Annotated in this window: 19 protein-coding genes; 12 read left to right on the forward strand and 7 right to left on the reverse strand. The window is 71.1% G+C overall.

What is annotated here, in order from left to right; all coding sequences use genetic code 11:
• Positions 1-75: 75 nt before the first annotated feature.
• Complete coding sequence (locus ACFFQA_RS01195) at positions 76-684, forward strand: ADP-ribosylglycohydrolase family protein (protein WP_377849620.1); 609 nt, start codon at positions 76-78, stop codon at positions 682-684.
• Here ACFFQA_RS01195 and ACFFQA_RS01200 read toward each other — a convergent pair.
• Complete coding sequence (locus ACFFQA_RS01200) at positions 604-1,311, reverse strand: bestrophin-like domain (RefSeq protein ID WP_377849621.1); 708 nt, start codon at positions 1,309-1,311, stop codon at positions 604-606. The genes ACFFQA_RS01195 and ACFFQA_RS01200 overlap by 81 nt on opposite strands.
• A 238-nt stretch (positions 1,312-1,549) precedes the next feature.
• Here ACFFQA_RS01200 and ACFFQA_RS01205 point away from each other — a divergent pair, with 238 nt between their 5' ends.
• On the forward strand, positions 1,550-2,695 hold the full coding sequence (locus ACFFQA_RS01205; RefSeq protein ID WP_377849622.1) for a DUF6923 family protein: 1,146 nt from the start codon (positions 1,550-1,552) through the stop codon (positions 2,693-2,695).
• Positions 2,696-2,733: 38 nt separating this feature from the next.
• Positions 2,734-3,237 carry a DUF2165 domain-containing protein gene (locus ACFFQA_RS01210; RefSeq protein ID WP_377849623.1) on the forward strand — a complete coding sequence of 168 codons (504 nt, stop codon included), beginning with the start codon at positions 2,734-2,736 and terminating at the stop codon, positions 3,235-3,237.
• 12 nt (positions 3,238-3,249) lie between these two features.
• Here ACFFQA_RS01210 and ACFFQA_RS01215 read toward each other — a convergent pair whose 3' ends face one another.
• Entirely contained in the window at positions 3,250-3,801 is a 552-nt protein-coding gene (locus ACFFQA_RS01215; protein WP_377849624.1) for a CGNR zinc finger domain-containing protein, read from the reverse strand.
• 82 nt (positions 3,802-3,883) lie between these two features.
• Here ACFFQA_RS01215 and ACFFQA_RS01220 point away from each other — a divergent pair, with 82 nt between their 5' ends.
• The 5 genes from ACFFQA_RS01220 (at position 3,884) to ACFFQA_RS01240 (ending at position 6,916) form a co-directional block, all read left to right on the forward strand.
• On the forward strand, positions 3,884-4,525 hold the full coding sequence (locus ACFFQA_RS01220) for a pyridoxine/pyridoxamine 5'-phosphate oxidase (RefSeq protein ID WP_377849625.1): 642 nt from the start codon (positions 3,884-3,886) through the stop codon (positions 4,523-4,525).
• Positions 4,516-5,109 carry a maleylpyruvate isomerase family mycothiol-dependent enzyme gene (locus tag ACFFQA_RS01225; protein WP_377849626.1) on the forward strand — a complete coding sequence of 198 codons (594 nt, stop codon included), beginning with the start codon at positions 4,516-4,518 and terminating at the stop codon, positions 5,107-5,109. Before ACFFQA_RS01220 ends, ACFFQA_RS01225 begins: the two co-directional genes overlap by 10 nt.
• A gap of 77 nt (positions 5,110-5,186) precedes the next feature.
• Positions 5,187-5,759: a hypothetical protein gene (locus tag ACFFQA_RS01230; RefSeq protein ID WP_377849627.1), complete on the forward strand. Its 573-nt coding sequence runs from the start codon at positions 5,187-5,189 to the stop codon at positions 5,757-5,759.
• A gap of 157 nt (positions 5,760-5,916) precedes the next feature.
• Complete coding sequence (locus tag ACFFQA_RS01235; RefSeq protein ID WP_377849628.1) at positions 5,917-6,348, forward strand: CBS domain-containing protein; 432 nt, start codon at positions 5,917-5,919, stop codon at positions 6,346-6,348.
• Complete coding sequence (locus tag ACFFQA_RS01240) at positions 6,311-6,916, forward strand: hypothetical protein (protein ID WP_377849629.1); 606 nt, start codon at positions 6,311-6,313, stop codon at positions 6,914-6,916. The genes ACFFQA_RS01235 and ACFFQA_RS01240 overlap by 38 nt, the downstream gene beginning before the upstream one ends.
• Positions 6,917-6,925: 9 nt before the next feature.
• Here ACFFQA_RS01240 and ACFFQA_RS01245 read toward each other — a convergent pair whose 3' ends face one another.
• Positions 6,926-7,819, reverse strand: a complete 894-nt coding sequence (locus tag ACFFQA_RS01245) for a serine hydrolase (RefSeq protein ID WP_377849630.1) — start codon at positions 7,817-7,819, stop codon at positions 6,926-6,928.
• Positions 7,820-7,903: 84 nt separating this feature from the next.
• Between ACFFQA_RS01245 and ACFFQA_RS01250 the strand changes: the two genes are divergently transcribed.
• Positions 7,904-8,845, forward strand: a complete 942-nt coding sequence (locus tag ACFFQA_RS01250) for a TIGR03619 family F420-dependent LLM class oxidoreductase (protein WP_377849631.1) — start codon at positions 7,904-7,906, stop codon at positions 8,843-8,845.
• Here the strand turns inward: ACFFQA_RS01250 and ACFFQA_RS01255 are convergent.
• A complete protein-coding gene (locus tag ACFFQA_RS01255) occupies positions 8,809-9,273 on the reverse strand; it encodes a MarR family winged helix-turn-helix transcriptional regulator (protein WP_377849632.1) in 465 nt (154 codons plus the stop codon). The two genes, ACFFQA_RS01250 and ACFFQA_RS01255, sit on opposite strands and share 37 nt — an antisense overlap.
• 66 nt (positions 9,274-9,339) lie before the next feature.
• Between ACFFQA_RS01255 and ACFFQA_RS01260 the strand changes: the two genes are divergently transcribed.
• Positions 9,340-9,864 (forward strand): carboxymuconolactone decarboxylase family protein, encoded by a 525-nt coding sequence (locus ACFFQA_RS01260; protein WP_377850199.1) that lies wholly within the window; start codon positions 9,340-9,342, stop codon positions 9,862-9,864.
• Between the two features lie 294 nt (positions 9,865-10,158).
• On the opposite strand, the gene ACFFQA_RS01265 is transcribed toward ACFFQA_RS01260, so the two are convergent.
• Both ACFFQA_RS01265 and ACFFQA_RS01270 read right to left on the reverse strand, forming a co-directional pair.
• On the reverse strand, positions 10,159-11,403 hold the full coding sequence (locus ACFFQA_RS01265; protein WP_377849633.1) for an alpha/beta fold hydrolase: 1,245 nt from the start codon (positions 11,401-11,403) through the stop codon (positions 10,159-10,161).
• 63 nt (positions 11,404-11,466) lie between these two features.
• The gene (locus ACFFQA_RS01270) at positions 11,467-12,435 is read right to left on the reverse strand and encodes a GlxA family transcriptional regulator (protein ID WP_377849634.1); all 969 of its coding nucleotides are present in this window, start codon (positions 12,433-12,435) and stop codon (positions 11,467-11,469) included.
• A gap of 88 nt (positions 12,436-12,523) precedes the next feature.
• Between ACFFQA_RS01270 and ACFFQA_RS01275 the strand changes: the two genes are divergently transcribed.
• Positions 12,524-13,804 (forward strand): MFS transporter, encoded by a 1,281-nt coding sequence (locus ACFFQA_RS01275; protein ID WP_377850200.1) that lies wholly within the window; start codon positions 12,524-12,526, stop codon positions 13,802-13,804.
• Here the strand turns inward: ACFFQA_RS01275 and ACFFQA_RS01280 are convergent.
• Positions 13,746-14,147, reverse strand: coding sequence for a MerR family transcriptional regulator (locus tag ACFFQA_RS01280; protein WP_377849635.1), 402 nt, complete (start codon positions 14,145-14,147; stop codon positions 13,746-13,748). The genes ACFFQA_RS01275 and ACFFQA_RS01280 overlap by 59 nt on opposite strands.
• A gap of 27 nt (positions 14,148-14,174) precedes the next feature.
• Here ACFFQA_RS01280 and ACFFQA_RS01285 point away from each other — a divergent pair, with 27 nt between their 5' ends.
• Positions 14,175-14,909: a methyltransferase domain-containing protein gene (locus ACFFQA_RS01285; protein ID WP_377849636.1), complete on the forward strand. Its 735-nt coding sequence runs from the start codon at positions 14,175-14,177 to the stop codon at positions 14,907-14,909.
• Positions 14,910-14,929: the final 20 nt, after the last annotated feature.

Genomic DNA, 14,929 nt, shown 5'->3' on the forward strand with positions numbered 1-14,929 from the left:
ACAGCGGGAGAGGCACTACCGACGCTCTTGACGGGCTCTCCGCCGGCGACGTGCTCGGCGCCGAGCTTCGAGAACATGGCTCTGTACAACAGGATCGACCGGCGATCGCGTTCGCGGAGCGCTGCGAGCCCTACCGCGGCCGCCGCGTCGGCCTTCGACGGCCAGGGGTCCTGCGGGAACGGGGCGGCCATGCGGGTCGCTCCGCTCGGCGCGTACTTCGTCGGTGACCCGGCGCGCGTCGCGCGCGAGGCGGAGCTGTCCGCCGAGATCGCCCACCCGCACCCGGAAGGGATCGCCGGAGCCGTCGCGGTCGCCCTCGCCGCCGGTCCCGGGATCACCGCGCGCGACCTGCTCGGCGCTGTCCTGGGCCAGATGGCTGAAAGCCAAGTGGGACAGGGAATTGCCAAAGCCGCCGGGTTGCTCGGTTGCGCTACGGCGGAGGCGGCGTACCAACTCGGTAACGGGGCCAGGGTGACCGCGCAGGACACTGTTCCCTTCACCCTGTGGGTGGCCGCGACCCGCATCGACGACTATGCGGCCGCGATCACCGCGTGCGTCGAGGCGGGAGGGAATCACTTCCGCGCTGGCAACCGGGGCTATTTCCTAGAGAAGTCGTTCGGCGGCGGATCGGAATGCGTCCGGATTGATCTGGGCTCCGCCGCTGTACGGATTCTCCATCTGTGAGATCGCGAACAGCAACAGGGTGATGGTGGCGGTCAGGGTCACTACGATAATCACGTGTGGTATGAGGTTCGGGCCGCCGAAAAGATAAGGGAACAAGACCGACATAATGCCGCCGACGATCAGCGCGAACCACACGACCGAGTTAACTCCCTTGCCCGCGGCGTCCAGTCGTGCCTGCCGGGACTGGTAGACCTGCCACAGCTGGTTGGCGGCCTCGGCCTGGCGGCTCTCCTGCCAGTCGCCGTCCGCCTTGGCCTCCGCGATGACCGTGCGCAGCTGGTCCAGGGTCTGCCAGCCGGTGCCGACGACCGGCTCGCCCTCGCGCATCCGGGGCCACTCCTCGTTGATCACGGCGGCGGCGTAGGCCCTGGTCAGCTCCCTGACCTGGTCCTTCGTCGGCTCCGGCAGCGTGCTGCCTGCCCAGTGCACCGCGACGAGGCTGTTGGCCTCCTCGTAGGAGGTGGTCCTGGCGGCGGCAGCGGCGTCGAACAGCGAGATCAGCACGAACGCCACCAGCACCGCGTGCAGGCCGCCGACCACGCCGAAGACGCTGCCCGCCGAGGAGTTGTTGCGCTCGTCGTCCCAGCCGAACTTCTTCTGCAGGACGACCGCGACGGTGGCCGCCACTGCCGACGCCCCCAGGACCCAAAGTAACCCAATGGTGTAGATACTCAATTCGGCCCCTTTCTGGTGCAGAATTACATCACGGCGGACTGGGGTCGTACAGTCGCTGAGTCGATGGGGAAGAAGGCGTCAGCGCCGGGTGAAAACACGGTGCGATACCGGAAGTGGTGCTCGAATGTCGTATTCCGTTGCTCCATTACGGTGGCGAGGTCGAATCGTTGTTGTCTGCGGCGCCGCACTGGTGCTGGTCGCGGCAGTCCCGCTGCCGGACTCCGGCGTCGCCGAGGCGGCGGCACCCTGCACCGCGTACCAGGTGCGCACCACCGGCCACGGCGGCCTCTCCACCCTGCTGCGCGTCCAGTCCCCGTCCTGGGAGCCGGTTTCCCAGCGGCAGCTGGACTTCGCCGTCAACGCGATCGGCTTCTCGCGGGCGCGGGGGCTGACCTACGGCATCGCCTCCCGTGGCCGGAGCGGGCCCTTCCGCCACGTCGCGCACGTGGTGACCATCGACGACCAAGGCCAGGTCGCCGACCTCGGTCCCGTGCGCACCACCGGGCCGGTTCGCTTGCCGTACAGCGGTTTCCTCGACGCGTACGCGGGCGCGGCCACCGGGAACCGGCTCTACCTGCGTGATGACTCCACGCTGTACACGGTGGACATCAACCCGTCCAGCCCGACGTTCCTGGGTGTGCTCGCCTCGGTGCGGATGCGGCCGAGCTGGCCGGTCGAAGGAGTGGACGACTTCGCGGTCGACGACGCGGACGGGCAGCTCTACGGTGTGTCCTCCAGCGGGCCGCTGAACGGAATCCTGGTTCGCATCAACCCTTCCACCGGTGCGGTCACCCAGCTCCCCACGAGCCCGGCACTGCCGGGCACATCGACCTACGGCGCCGTGGTCATCGACTCCGCGCGGAACATGTACGCGCTCAACAACAACTGGCACGGGCAGAGCAAGGTGTTCCGCATCGCGCTCGACGGATCCGGTGCCACGCAAGAGGTCGCGCGGGGGCCAGCGCTGGTGACCACCGACGGTGCGGGTTGCCTGGTCGCGCCGCAGAGTCCGCCGCCACCTCCGCCCCCGCCTCCGCGACCGACGCCTCGGCCGACTCCGCCGCCGCCCGCGCCGAGCCGCACGACCACTCCGGTTCCGCCGACGGTGACGACGAGCCCGCCTGTGGAGCCCACTCCGACCACGCCCGCACCGACAACGCCACCGTCCCCGACGCCCAAGCCGAAGTCCAAGCCGCTCGCGGTGTCCAACCTGAAGAAGGAGGAAGCCGAGCCCACGTCCATCACCCCCACCCGGAAGTGGGCGGTGGCGACCGTCGTTCTGGTGATGATGGGCACCGGTGCGGCCGCCGCCGCGTACCGTAACCGCAAGGCTTGAGCAGCTGCTGCTCTCCGGAAGCCAAGGGGGACAAGGGCATGACCGTTCTCGCCAGGCTGGGGACCGCGCGGGTCGCGCTGGCGGCGCTGACCGGCGTCACCGCGCTGTACTTCGTGTTGATCGTCTTCGGCAACGTGACCGACTACGGCACCAACGAGCAGTTCGTGGTGCACGTGCTCGCGATGGACACCACGTTCAAGGACCCCGACGTCCTGTGGCGAGCGATCACCGATCCCACGCTGGCCACCATCGCCTACGTTCTGATCATCGCGTGGGAGGCGGTGACGGCCGTGGTGCTGGTCTCCGCGTTCGTGGCGTGGCTGCGGCCGGGGCGGGCGGAGACTGCGCGGCGGTTGTCAGTGCTGGGGTGGGTGATGGCGGTGCTGCTGTTCGGCGGCGGCTTCATCGCCATCGGTGGCGAGTGGTTCCAGATGTGGCAGTCCTCGACGTGGAACGGCATGGAGGCCGCGTTCCGCAACGTCGTGATCGCCTCGTTCGGTCTGGTGCTCGCGCTGCGGGAGCCGAGTACGTCGCGTACCTGAGACCGCGCTCCGTCAGCGGTGGGACTGGTAGTACCTGCTGACGCGGGCGCGGTTGCCGCACGAGGGTTTGCACCACGCCTGGCGCGGGTGCTGCTTGACGAAGTACCGCACGCACCGCGGTGCCGGACACGCTTGCAGGCGCTCGCGTTCCGGCCCGGTCAGGAACTCGATCGCCGCCTGCGCGAGCTTCGCCATCATGTCCGTGACCGGGTCGGCCGGGTCGGGGTGCTCGATGAGGACGGGGTCACTGTCCGTGGGCCAGGAGAGCTGAGCCAGCCGGGGGCGTGCCGCCGCGTTCACCCGCGCCACCGCCTCCTGGGGGGTGAGCAGCCGGCTGACGTCGGCCTTGCTCGGTGGTCCGGGGTGGACCGCCCGCGCGAACAGTGAGCGGACCGCGCGGCGGAGCTCCACGACCTGGTCCAGTGCGTCCGCGTCCGGCCGGAGGTCGAGGCCGAGGTGGGTCGCCGCCCATGCGCGCAGGTCATCCGGGGTGGACAGGTCGTCGGCGACGCCGCCGTGCCCGTCGTGCCGGATGGTGCTGACGAAGTCCAGTGCGAGTGCCACGGGCGAATCCTAATGGCTTTCGGTGCTGCAACCGTGTAGCTTGCCTAATGGTTGTTGGCTTAAGTCTCATTAGGGAGCTGGTGTGCGTCTGCTCAGCGGGTTGCCGTCCCTCGCCGGACCGCTGCCGTCCTTCGACCCTGTGACCGCGCCCTCTGAGCCGGTCGCGCTGTTCGCCGACTGGCTCGCCGATGCGATCGAGGCCGGCGGCGGTGAGCCGCACGCGGCGACTTTGTCCACTGTGGATGAATCGGGGCGGCCGTCCGGACGGGTGCTGATCCTCAAGGACATCACCGGTGACGGCTGGCAGTTCGCCTCCGGCGGCAACGGGCGCAAGGGGCGGGAGCTCGCCGCGAACCCTTGGGGCGCCCTCACCTTCTACTGGTCCGCGCTGGGCCGTCAGGTGCGCGTGCGCGGCGCGGTGAGCGCGGCGGGACCGGAGCGCAGCGCTCGTGACTTCCTGGCGAGAAGCCCTGGCGCGCGAGCGGTCGCCCTGGTCGGCAGGCAGAGCCAGGTGCTGGCCGATCCGCGCGAGGTCGATCTCGCGGTCGACGCGGCGCGCGAGCGGATCGACGCCGAGCCGGACCTCGTCGCCGAGGGCTGGACGCTGTACACGCTGCACGCCGACGAGGTCGAGTTCTGGCAGGGAGACCCCGGTCGGCGCCACGTCAGGTTGCGCTACCGGCTCGAAGGTGGCGAGTGGGAGAAGGAGCTGCTGTGGCCGTGAACGACCTCATCGCGAATATCCACAGTGGACACAAGCGGCTGCTTTCCCTTGTGGACGGAGCGGATCTCGCGCAGCCGTCGGTGTTGCCCTCGTGGTCGCGCCTGCACGTGCTCGTGCACATCGCCAACCTGGCCGCCGCGTTCACCCGCCAAGCGGAGTACGCCCTGGCCGGTCGGAGCATCGAGGTCTACGACGGCGGTGCGCCCGGACGTGCCGCCGCGATCGAGGCGGGTGCGGCCAGGCCCGCCGGCGAGGTGGTGCGCGGGCTGGCCGGGGCGACGCGGGAACTGGAGCGGGTGTGGAGCACCGTCGGCTCCGCCGACTGGCGGCGGCCGGTGCGCTACCGGGACGGCGACCTCGCGGGGACCGTGCTCGCGTACTGGCGGGAGCTGGAGATCCACACCTCGGATCTGGACCTGGGGTACCGCCCGCGGGACTGGCCGCAGGAGCTCTGCGCGCACCTGCTGGAGTTCCTCGCGGGCAGACTGCCCGAAGGGGCGGTGCTGAGCGGGTCCCCGCGCGAGCGCGCCGTGTGGCTGGCCGGACGGGCTCCGTGCCCGGTGGAGCTGGCACCGTGGCCATGAGCCGGATGGGTGCCGGGATGGCCGAGCCGGACCGAAATCACGCTTAGCGCTCGCCGCGAGTGGTAATACTGGCCTTCGTGTTCGCCTATCTTCCCGTCTCCGGTCCGGTGCTCTTCGAGCCGGACGGCATTCGGCTGCGGTGGCGGACCGGTAGCGCCGAGGCGAGCTACGTCGGTGACTTCGTCGCCTGGTCCGACATCCGCGACGCCGACCCGTTCGCGACCCCGCCGGAGCTGCGGCTGCGGGACGCCAGGACCGTCTTCCTCGCCGCCGAGCAGAGCGAGGTGCTGGCGCGGGAGCTGTGGGCGGCGGGCGTGACGCTGGTGCACCGGCCGGACGTGTGGGGGCACCTGCTCGAACCGTTCCTCGACCGCGACTACGACGAGGTCAAGGACCGGGTCGAGGACAACCTGCGGTACTGGGGCTTCACCGAGGCCGAGGTCGACCTGTTCCGGGAGCGGGTCCGCTGGCGGATGCTGCTGTTCACCCGCTTCGGCGGGGAGTGGACCACCTACGGGCAGGCCGACCTGGTGCTCGCGTGGTTCCTGCTGCGGGTGCCGCCGATGTTCGTCAGCTCCAGCGACTACCGGAAGTTCCGCAGGCTCAACGACGAGATCGCGGACCGGCCGACCAGGGGCGGAACCCGCTGACGGCGCGTGGCTCCCACGTGCTCGCCGCGGCTGGGGCCGCCCAGGTGGCGCAACCGGTCGAAGCGGGTGAACCCGGCTGATCGGTCTATCGCGGCGCACGGACCGTCGCTAGCGTGCAGGAGGTCAGTGCACCGGGCCGGTAGGGACGGAGACACCCATGAGGATCGCGGACGTGTTGCGCGGCAAGGGTTCGGCCGTGGCGACCATCGAAGAGCACAGCACGGTGAGCGCGCTGCTCGGCGCTCTGGCGGAACACAACGTCGGCGCGCTGGTCGTCGTCGACGGCAACGGCGGGCTCGCCGGGATCGTCTCGGAGCGTGACGTCGTGCGCCGCCTGCACGAGCACGGGGCGGACGTGCTGTCCGGACCGGTCTCGGCGATCATGACGAGCACCGTGTACACCTGTGCGCCGGAAGACTCGGTCGACACCCTCACGGTGCAGATGACCGAACGCCGGATCAGACACGTGCCCGTGCTGCGGGACGGCGCGCTGGTCGGCATCGTGAGCATCGGTGACGTGGTGAAGAGCCGGATCTCGCAGTTGGAGGAACATGGCGAACGGCTCCAGGCCTACATCGCCCAGGGCTGAGGCGGTCGAACGCCTGTACCAGGTGTTCGGCAGGTACCCGCTGCGCGCCGTGGTCGAGGGATGTCCGCACTGCGTCGGGCCGGAGGACCACGCGACGCTGCGGGCCGCCCCGCTGCGCGTGCTCACCTCCGCGCAGCTGAAACGCTTTGCCGCCAAGGCAATGACCACCTGGGGCGACGAGGACGACTTCCGGCACTTCCTGCCGAGGCTGCTGGAGCTCGGCGACCTCGACGGCCTCGGTGGGAAGCTGCGCCACGCGAACTGGTCGCAGTGGCCGGCCGACGAGCGCGCGGCCGTCGACGGGTTCCTGTCCGAGCTCTGGCGGGAGCGCCTCGACGTGCCGCTGCTCGACGAGCTGGCGGTGATCTACGACGACATCGAGCCGTTCTTGGTGGTGTGGAAGGAGAATCCCGACGCGACCAAGCTCGCCGCCGCGGTGCCGGACGAGCGGTTGTCCGCGCCGTGGGTGCGCGATGCCCTGGAGACCGCCTTCTTCGCGGCGGACTCCGCGGAGGCCGGGCGGGAGTTCTCCGATGCGGTGCGGCGGTGGGAGGACTTCCACGGCTGATCCCTCGGGTCACAGCGCCTTGGGCAACGCGGCCGTCAGCGCGCCGACCCCGGCCGTGACGGCGTCGGCGGCCCTCGTCCAGCTCGTCGCGGCGGGCAGCGACGTCAGCAGCGCGATCACGTAGCGCTGGTCGGCGCCGACGAGGCCGGTCGTGTGCAGTGCGACCTCGGAGCGCGAGCGCATCCAGCCCTGCTTGACCGCCCAGTGCGCGCCGGACAACGCGTCCGGGATGCCGAAGTACTGGTCGAAGCCGTCGGCCGCGATGCGGTCGGCCCCGGCGAGCGCGGTCAGCAGCAGCTCGCGGTCGCGGGCGTCGGCGTCGTCCAGCACGTGCCGGTAGACGGCGACGACGTCCTGGGCGGTGAGCAGCGTGTCGCCCCACTGGCCTGGGTCGGCCGGTGGCTGGGTGTCCCGCAGCCCCAGCCGCTCGGCGACCCTGGTCACCAGCTCGGGGCCGCCCTGGGCGACCCAGAACGCGCTGGCGATGCCGTCGTCGCTGGCCGCGATCATGTCGTGCAGCCGGTCGTGGGTGCGCTGGTCCAGGTCCTCGCCCGCGTCGTCCAGCACGTCCAGCGCGATCAGCAGCTTCACCACCGACGCGGAGTGGAACCGCTGGTCGGGGTTGAGCTCGGTGAGCACGGCCCCGGTGCCGCGGTCGAAGACGACCAGGCCGAGCTCGGCGCCGTCGACGACCTCGCGCACCGCCTGCTCGACCTCGGTCGCGAGCCGAGGCGCCGGAGGTGGCGGCTCGGTGACCGTGGTGGGAACCGGCGCCGTCCGGGGCGCTGTCTGCGGCGCGATGACGGCGTGGGCCAGCACGGGTGCGGCGGGCACACCCGTGGTCACCACGGCGACGACGGCAAGGGCGCCCAGCAGCCCAGCGGCCCGCAACACCTGCTTCATGCCTGGTCAAACGGCTGCGTTCACCCGGTGGTGGCCTCCGTGCCGTGTTCTTCAGCAATCCCTCAGCCGGGTTAACGTGGCGGCATGAGGATCGGTTTCGCGGCTCCGGTGTCCGGCTCCTGGGCGACGCGCCCCAACCTCGTGCGTGTCGCTCGCCGTGCGGAGGAGCTCGGTTACCACTCGCTGTGGACCTTCCAGCGGTTGCTCGCGCCGCTGGACGCGTCGTGGGGTGAGCCGTACCGGTCGGTGCACGACCCGGTCGTCACGCTGTCCTACCTCGCCGGGGTGACGCGGCGGATCAGGCTCGGCGTCGCCGTGCTCAACCTGCCGTTCTTCTCGCCGGTTCTGCTGGCCAAGCAGCTCGCGACGCTGGACATCGTCTCGGAGGGCCGCCTCGACGTCGGGCTCGGCATCGGGTGGTCGGCCGAGGAGTTCGCGGCGGTGGGCGTGGACCCGCGTGGCCGAGGGCGCAGGGCCGAGGAGTTCGTCGCCGCTCTCCGTACATTGTGGACAGACGACGAGGTCGAGCACGAAGGCGAGTTCTACCGCGTCCCGCGCACCCGGATGGAGCCGAAGCCGGTGCAGCGGCCGCATCCGCCGATCCTGCTCGGCGCGAAGGCCGAGCCCGCGCTGCGGCGTGCCGGGCGGATCGCGGACGGCTGGATCAGCAGCAGTAGCGCGGACCTGAGCACGATCGGCGACTCGATCGCGCTCATCAGGGCCGCCGCGGCCGAGGCAGGGCGGGACGCGGTGCGGCTGCGCTTCGTCTGCCGCGGGCCGGTCCGCGTGCGCGCCGCCGGAGCCCGGGACCGGCGGCCGCTGACCGGCTCCTTCGACGAGATCCGGGGCGACTTGGCGGTGCTCGCTGACCAGGGCGTGACCGAGGTGTTCGTCGACCTCAACTTCGACCCGGAGATCGGTTCCCCCGACGCCGATCCCGAGGAGTCGATGCGCCGTGCGGAGCTGGCGCTCACCGAGCTCGCGCCGTCTCAGGAGCCGAACCAGCTCGCCGCGTCCAGCCGGTAGCCCTCGGCGGGCGCCATCGCGCGCAGCGCCGACTCCAGCTCGTCGAGTCGTTGCGCGCCAAGGGACTCCGCCCACCGGGCGCGCAGCTCGTCGAAGATCGCGGCCGACGTGGCGAGCGCGTCCACACCGCGCGGGGTGAGCCGGACGAGCTTGCGGCGGCCGTCGGCGGAGTCGTCGGCGCGCTCGGCGTAGCCCAGTGCCACCAGGCGGTCCACCGTCTTGCCGGCGGCCTGCTTGGAGACGTTGAGCCGCCTGCCGAGCTCGCTCGCGGTGGCGCCGCCCGTGCCGATCGCCTGCATCGCGAAGCCGTGGGCGGGGCGCACGTCGGGATGGCCCTGGGCGGCCAGTTCCTCGTGCAGCCGGTCGATGATCGAGCGGAAGCCCGCGAACAGCAGCAGCGGCAGCTCGAAGCCCGGGGGCTTGCGCAACTCGACAACCTGGTTTACCTTTTCGTCAACCACGTTGTCGAGTTTACCGGGGGAAGCCGGATGAGCCTGTTCACCGACCACACCGTCGAGTCCGCGCCGAGCGGGTCCCGTCGCGCCATGGAGGCGACCGTCGCCCGCCTGGGTTACCTGCCCGCGCCGGTGGCCCGCCTCGCCGAGTCGCCGCACCTGCTGGACGGGTTCCTCCGGCTGAGCGGGATGTTCGAGACCACGACCCTGGACCCGCTGGCCCGCGAAACGGTGATCATGACGGTCGCGGTGCGCAACGGCTGTCACGTCTGCGTCGCCATGCACTCGGCGAAGCTCGTCGAGCACCCGGAGCTCGTCGCGGCGCTGCGCGAGCAGCGGCCGCTGCCGCGGGAGCGCCTCGAAGCGGTCCGGCAGTTCACCCTCGACGTCCTCGCGACATCGGGAAACGTTGACAACGCAACGGTTTCGGCGTTCCTCGCGCACGGCTACACCAGGCAGAACGCGCTTGAGGTCGTGCTGGGCATCGGTACCTACACGATGTCCACGCTGGCCAACCGGCTGACGCGGGCGCCCTTGGACGAGCAGCTCGCGGCCTTCGCCTAGCGCCAGTCCCGCAAGTCGTCCCGATGCCCCGAGGTGGCGCGCCGCCCCCGTGCCCCCGTGGGCTGGCTGGCGTGGTCAGGGTGTTCGCGTTTTGTCACCTTGATGCGCAAAAGAGCGCTCCCATTTCGCATTAAGGCTACAAAACGCGAAATGGGGGGCAGGTTGACGTGGGGAGCCTCCGGCTGGGGTGTGGCTTGTCGATGACCTACGTCATGCCAGAGGCATCGCTCAACGCATCCTCGCGCTGACCGCAGCTATCCGGCAGCGCGCAACGGCACGGTCGACTGTCGCCAGCTAGGGACGTGCCACCGTCAGCCACGTCCGCAGGCCCCAGCCGAGCAAGGGGCGCGCGGACTTGCTCGGCAGCGCCGCCAGCTTCGGCGCCATGGCGGGCAGCCGGTGGTGCTGCCCCGTCGCCACACCGCGCGCGGCGTTCAACGCGGCGACGGGATGGTTGTCGAGGACGCTGTGCGGCATGTCCCGGAACGGAACCAGCACACCGTCGGGCAGCAGGCGCACCGTCCGCTCCGCCACGGGGCGCACGCACCGCAGGTCGCGTTCGGCGGTGAGCACGGCGGTCGGCCAGTCGAAGGACTCCAGCGCGGTCAGCAGGCAACGCGGCTCGCCCTCGAAGGGCGGGTAGTCCTCGGCGTGCCTGGTGCAGGCCACGGCCGGGTCCAGCGGCAGGCCGTCCGGTTCGAGGTCGTAGAGCTCGCGGAAGGTCATCGCCGAGACCAGGTCGGTCTCCAGCACGTACCGGTTGGTCCGGCCCAGCTCCTCGTCGGCGACGCGGTGGATCCACCGCCACGGCCCCCAGCGGCCCGCCGCCACCGCGTCCAGCAGCCGGTCGACCATGTCCGGCCCGCCCAGCTCGTAGAAGACCGGGACCACCGATCCGGTCTGCTCGGCCGGGATGACGCCGTTGTCCACCAGGTCGCGCAGCTTCGCGGCGATGCGTGCCGTCGCCGGGTCGCGGCCCTCCCACAGCACCCGGCGGACCTCGTCGCGCGCGACCGTGAAGTCCGAAACGGTGGAGTAGGTGGAATCCAGGACCATCCCGGCCACGCGCTCCGGGTGCTTGGCGCCGAAGGTCTGCGCCAGGTACGCGCCGTAGGAGCTGCCCAGCACTGTCGCGCGGCTGATGCCGCAGTCGTCCAGCACCGCCGCGATGTCGTCGGCGGCGGCGTCCACGGTGAGCGCGCCGAAGGGCAGGTCGTGGCCGTACTCGTCCTGCCGGGACAGCCCGATTCCCCGGTGCTCCACCATGACCACGTCGAACTCGCGGCGCGCGGCCAGCATCCGGTGCCGGTGGTAGGGCAGCACGGAGGCGATACCGGGGCCGCCGGGCAGGATCACCAGCGGCGTGGCGCCCCGGCTGCCCTCGCGCACGTAGGTCAGCTCGAAGCGCTTCGAGCCGCCCTCGATCATCGGCCTGCTCAGCCGCCGCACCGACGGGCGCTGGCGGAACTCGGCGATCACCTTCTCGCTGCGCCGGTCCCGTTTGTCATCGTCCGCACCGTTTTTGTCCACAGTGGACATTCATCCCCCTCGCGACCCCTCTTCCCGGTGAACGAGCGGGACGGCCGCCGGGTTCCGTCACTCTCAGCCCGCCGGACGGAAGGTCCTGCGGTACGCGCTGGGCGCGACCCCGAGCCTGGCACGAAGGTGCTGCCGCAGCGAAGCCGCCGTGCCGAAACCCGCCTGGGTCGCGATCTGGTCCACCGGCAGGTCGGTGTCCTCCAGCAGCCGCCGCACGTGCTCGACCCGCTGGTGCACCAGCCACTGCCCGGGGCTCAGGCCGGTCTCGTCGCGGAAGCGCCGGGTGAAGGTGCGCACGCTCATCCGCGCGTGCCCGGCGAGCTCGCGCAGCGTCAGCGGCTCTGCCAGCCGCCGCAGCGCCCACTCCCGGGTGGCCGCCGTGCTGGTCTCGGTCAGCGCGGGCAGCGGGCGCTCGATGAACTGCGACTGGCCGCCGTCGCGCCACGGCGCGATCACGCACCGGCGCGCGGCGCGGTTGGCCACCGCGCTGCCGTGGTCCCTGCGGATCACGTGCAGGCACAGGTCCGGCCCCGCGCCGACCCCCGCCGAGGTCAGCACGTCGCCGTCGTCGACGAAGAGCACGTCCGGGTCGAGCAGCACGTCGGGGAACAGCCTGCCGAAGCGCCGCGCCCAGCCCCAGTGCGTCGTCGCGGGCCTGCCGTCGAGCAGCCCGGCCGCGGCGAGCACGAACGCACCTGTGCAGATCGACATCATCCGAGCGTGCCCGGCCGCCCGGCGCAGCGCCTCGGCCACCGGCTCGTCGAGCACGCCGTCCTTGACCGGGCTGCCCTCGTGCATCCCGATGGTGATCACCGTCTGCGCCCACTCCAGCGCCTCGGGCCCGTGCTCCGGCTGCACCTGGAACCCGGCGGCGCAGCGGATCGGCCCGCCGTCGGGGGTGCAGATCCGCACCTCGTAGAGCCGCTCGCCCCGCTCGTCGCGGGCGGCGCCGAAGACCTGCGCGGGAACGCCGAGGTCGAAGCCGACGGAGCCCTCCAGCGCGAGAACGGCGATGCGATGCGGTTCGGTCATGGCCCGATCCTGACACACGATGGCCATCAGGCCACTCGCCGGAGCGAAGCCGCTGGTCAAAGCTGGGTCCGTGACGCAGAAACCCCTCATGACCCGGCGCCCGCACCGCGCGTGGGTCGTCGCGGCAGTCGCCTTCGTCGCGCTCGTCGGGGCGGCCGGGTTCCGGGCGACGCCCGGCGTGCTGCTCAACCCGCTGCACCAGGAGTTCGGCTGGCCGCTCGGAACGATCTCGCTCGCCGTCTCGATCAACCTGCTGCTCTACGGCCTGACCTCGCCCTTCGCCGCCGCGCTGATGGACCGCTTCGGCATCCGGCGAGTGGTGGCGTGGGCGCTGCTGCTGGTCGCCACGGGCAGCGGGCTGACGGTGTTCATGACCCAGAGCTGGCAGCTCATCCTGTTCTGGGGCGTCTTCGTCGGCCTCGGCACGGGATCGATGGCGCTGGCGTTCGTGGCGACCGTGACCAACCGCTGGTTCGTCCGGCATCGCGGCATCGTGACCGGTGTGCTCACCGCCGGTGGCGCGGCCGGACAGTTGGTGTTCCTCCCGGTTCTCGCGCTGCTCGTGGAGGACGGGAGTTGGCGCGTCGCCTCGCTGACGGTCGCCTTCGCCGCCCTCGCTGTGGTGCCGCTGGTTCTGTGGCTGCTGCGCGATCACCCCGCTGAGCTCGGCCTGACCGCCTACGGCGCCGACGGGGAGCCGGAGCTGCCGCCCGCGCCGTCCGGTGGAGCCGCCCGGCGCGCGGTGAGCGCGTTGTTCTCCGCCGCGCGCACCAAGACGTTCTGGTACCTGGCGGGTGGTTTCGCGATCTGCGGGATGACCACGAACGGCTTGGTGGGAACGCACTTCATTCCCGCCGCGCACGACCACGGCATGCCGCAGACGGCGGCGGCCGGACTGCTCGCGCTGGTCGGGATCTTCGACATCGCGGGCACGGTGTTCTCCGGCTGGCTGACCGACCGCGTGGACTCGCGTGTCCTGCTCGCCGTCTACTACGGACTGCGCGGGGTGTCGCTGGCGATCCTGCCGAGCCTGTTCGACGCGACCGCGCACCCGAGCATGCTGGTGTTCATCATCTTCTACGGCCTGGACTGGGTGGCGACCGTGCCGCCGACGGTCGCGCTGTGCCGGGAGCACTTCGGCGCGGACGGCGCGGTGGTCTTCGGCTGGGTCTTCGCCTCGCACCAGGTCGGCGCGGCCATCGCGGCCACGGCGGCGGGCGCGGTCCGCGACTCCCTCGGCGAGTACACCCTGGCCTGGTACGTCGCGGCGGGGCTGAGCGTGGTCGCGGCGGCGCTGTCGATGCTGATCATCAAGGTGCGGGCGGGATCGACTCCAGCACCATCGCCCGCAGCCGCGGGCACTGGATGATGTCCGCGTGGTCGCACGCCAGCGCGTGCTCGACCATGCGCAACGACTCCCGCAGCCGCTCCATCTTCGCCACCAGCTCGGCCTGATGGTGCTCCAGCAGGGTTCTCCGTTCGGTGCTGTCCACCTCGGTCAGCACCGAACGGATGCGCTCCAGGCTGAACCCGGCGTCCTTGGCGCGCAGGATCATCGCGACCCGCACGAGGTGTTCCTCGCCGTAGCGCCGCCTGCCGCTGACGCGCCTGGCCGGGGTGAGCAGGCCCTGTGCCTCCCAGTGCCGCAACACGTGGGTCCCGAGACCGAAGCGCCCCGCCAGCTCGCCGATCTCCATCTGGCTTGACTTCACGTTGACATTAACTTGCAGACTGGCCGCATGACGCAACCACCGTTCTGGGACCGGACCGAGCGCTTGCCGCAGGCCAGGGCGCTGCGGGCCCGCTCGCACGAGTTGCTCGCCGCGCGGCCCGGTGAGGTGGTGCTCGACGTTGGCTGCGGAACCGGCCACGCGGTGGGCGAGCTCGCCGAGAACGGCGTGAAGGTGGTCGGCGTCGACGCCAGCGAGGAGCTGTTGTCCTTGGCCCGCACGTGGTTCCCGGGATGTGAGTTCCGACGGGGCCCTGCCGAGAACCTCCCGGTCGAATCGTCCTCTGTGGACTGTTACCGCGCTCAGCGGCTGTTCCACCTGCTGGCGGAGCCGCAGGAGGCGCTGGCCGAAGCTCGACGGGTGCTCGTGCCGCACGGGCGGATCCTGCTCATCGGCCAGGAGTACGGCATGTGGACGCTGGACTCGGCCAACGATGCGGTGACCGCGGCGCTGCTGCGGGCCCACACCGAGCGGCACTCGACCCGTTGGGGCGGTCGCACCTACCGAAACCTGTTGTTGGACAACGGATTCACCGATGTCTGTGTCGAGGTGGAGACAGCGGTGCACACCGACCACGCCACGCTGGCCCCGCTGCTCACGAAGATCGCCGAGGTCGGGGTCGCCGCGGGCGCGGTCACATCGGCTCAGGCCGCGGACTGGCTGGACGACCAGGCCGACCGGGGAGCGCGGGGCCGCTTTCTCGCGGTGGTGCCGATGTTCCTGGTAATCGGCAGGCGTTCCTGAGCTTCTCTCGGCAAGAATGA

Origin of the sequence: Allokutzneria oryzae (assembly GCF_042429765.1) — a bacterium.
Lineage (GTDB): Bacteria > Actinomycetota > Actinomycetes > Mycobacteriales > Pseudonocardiaceae > Allokutzneria > Allokutzneria oryzae.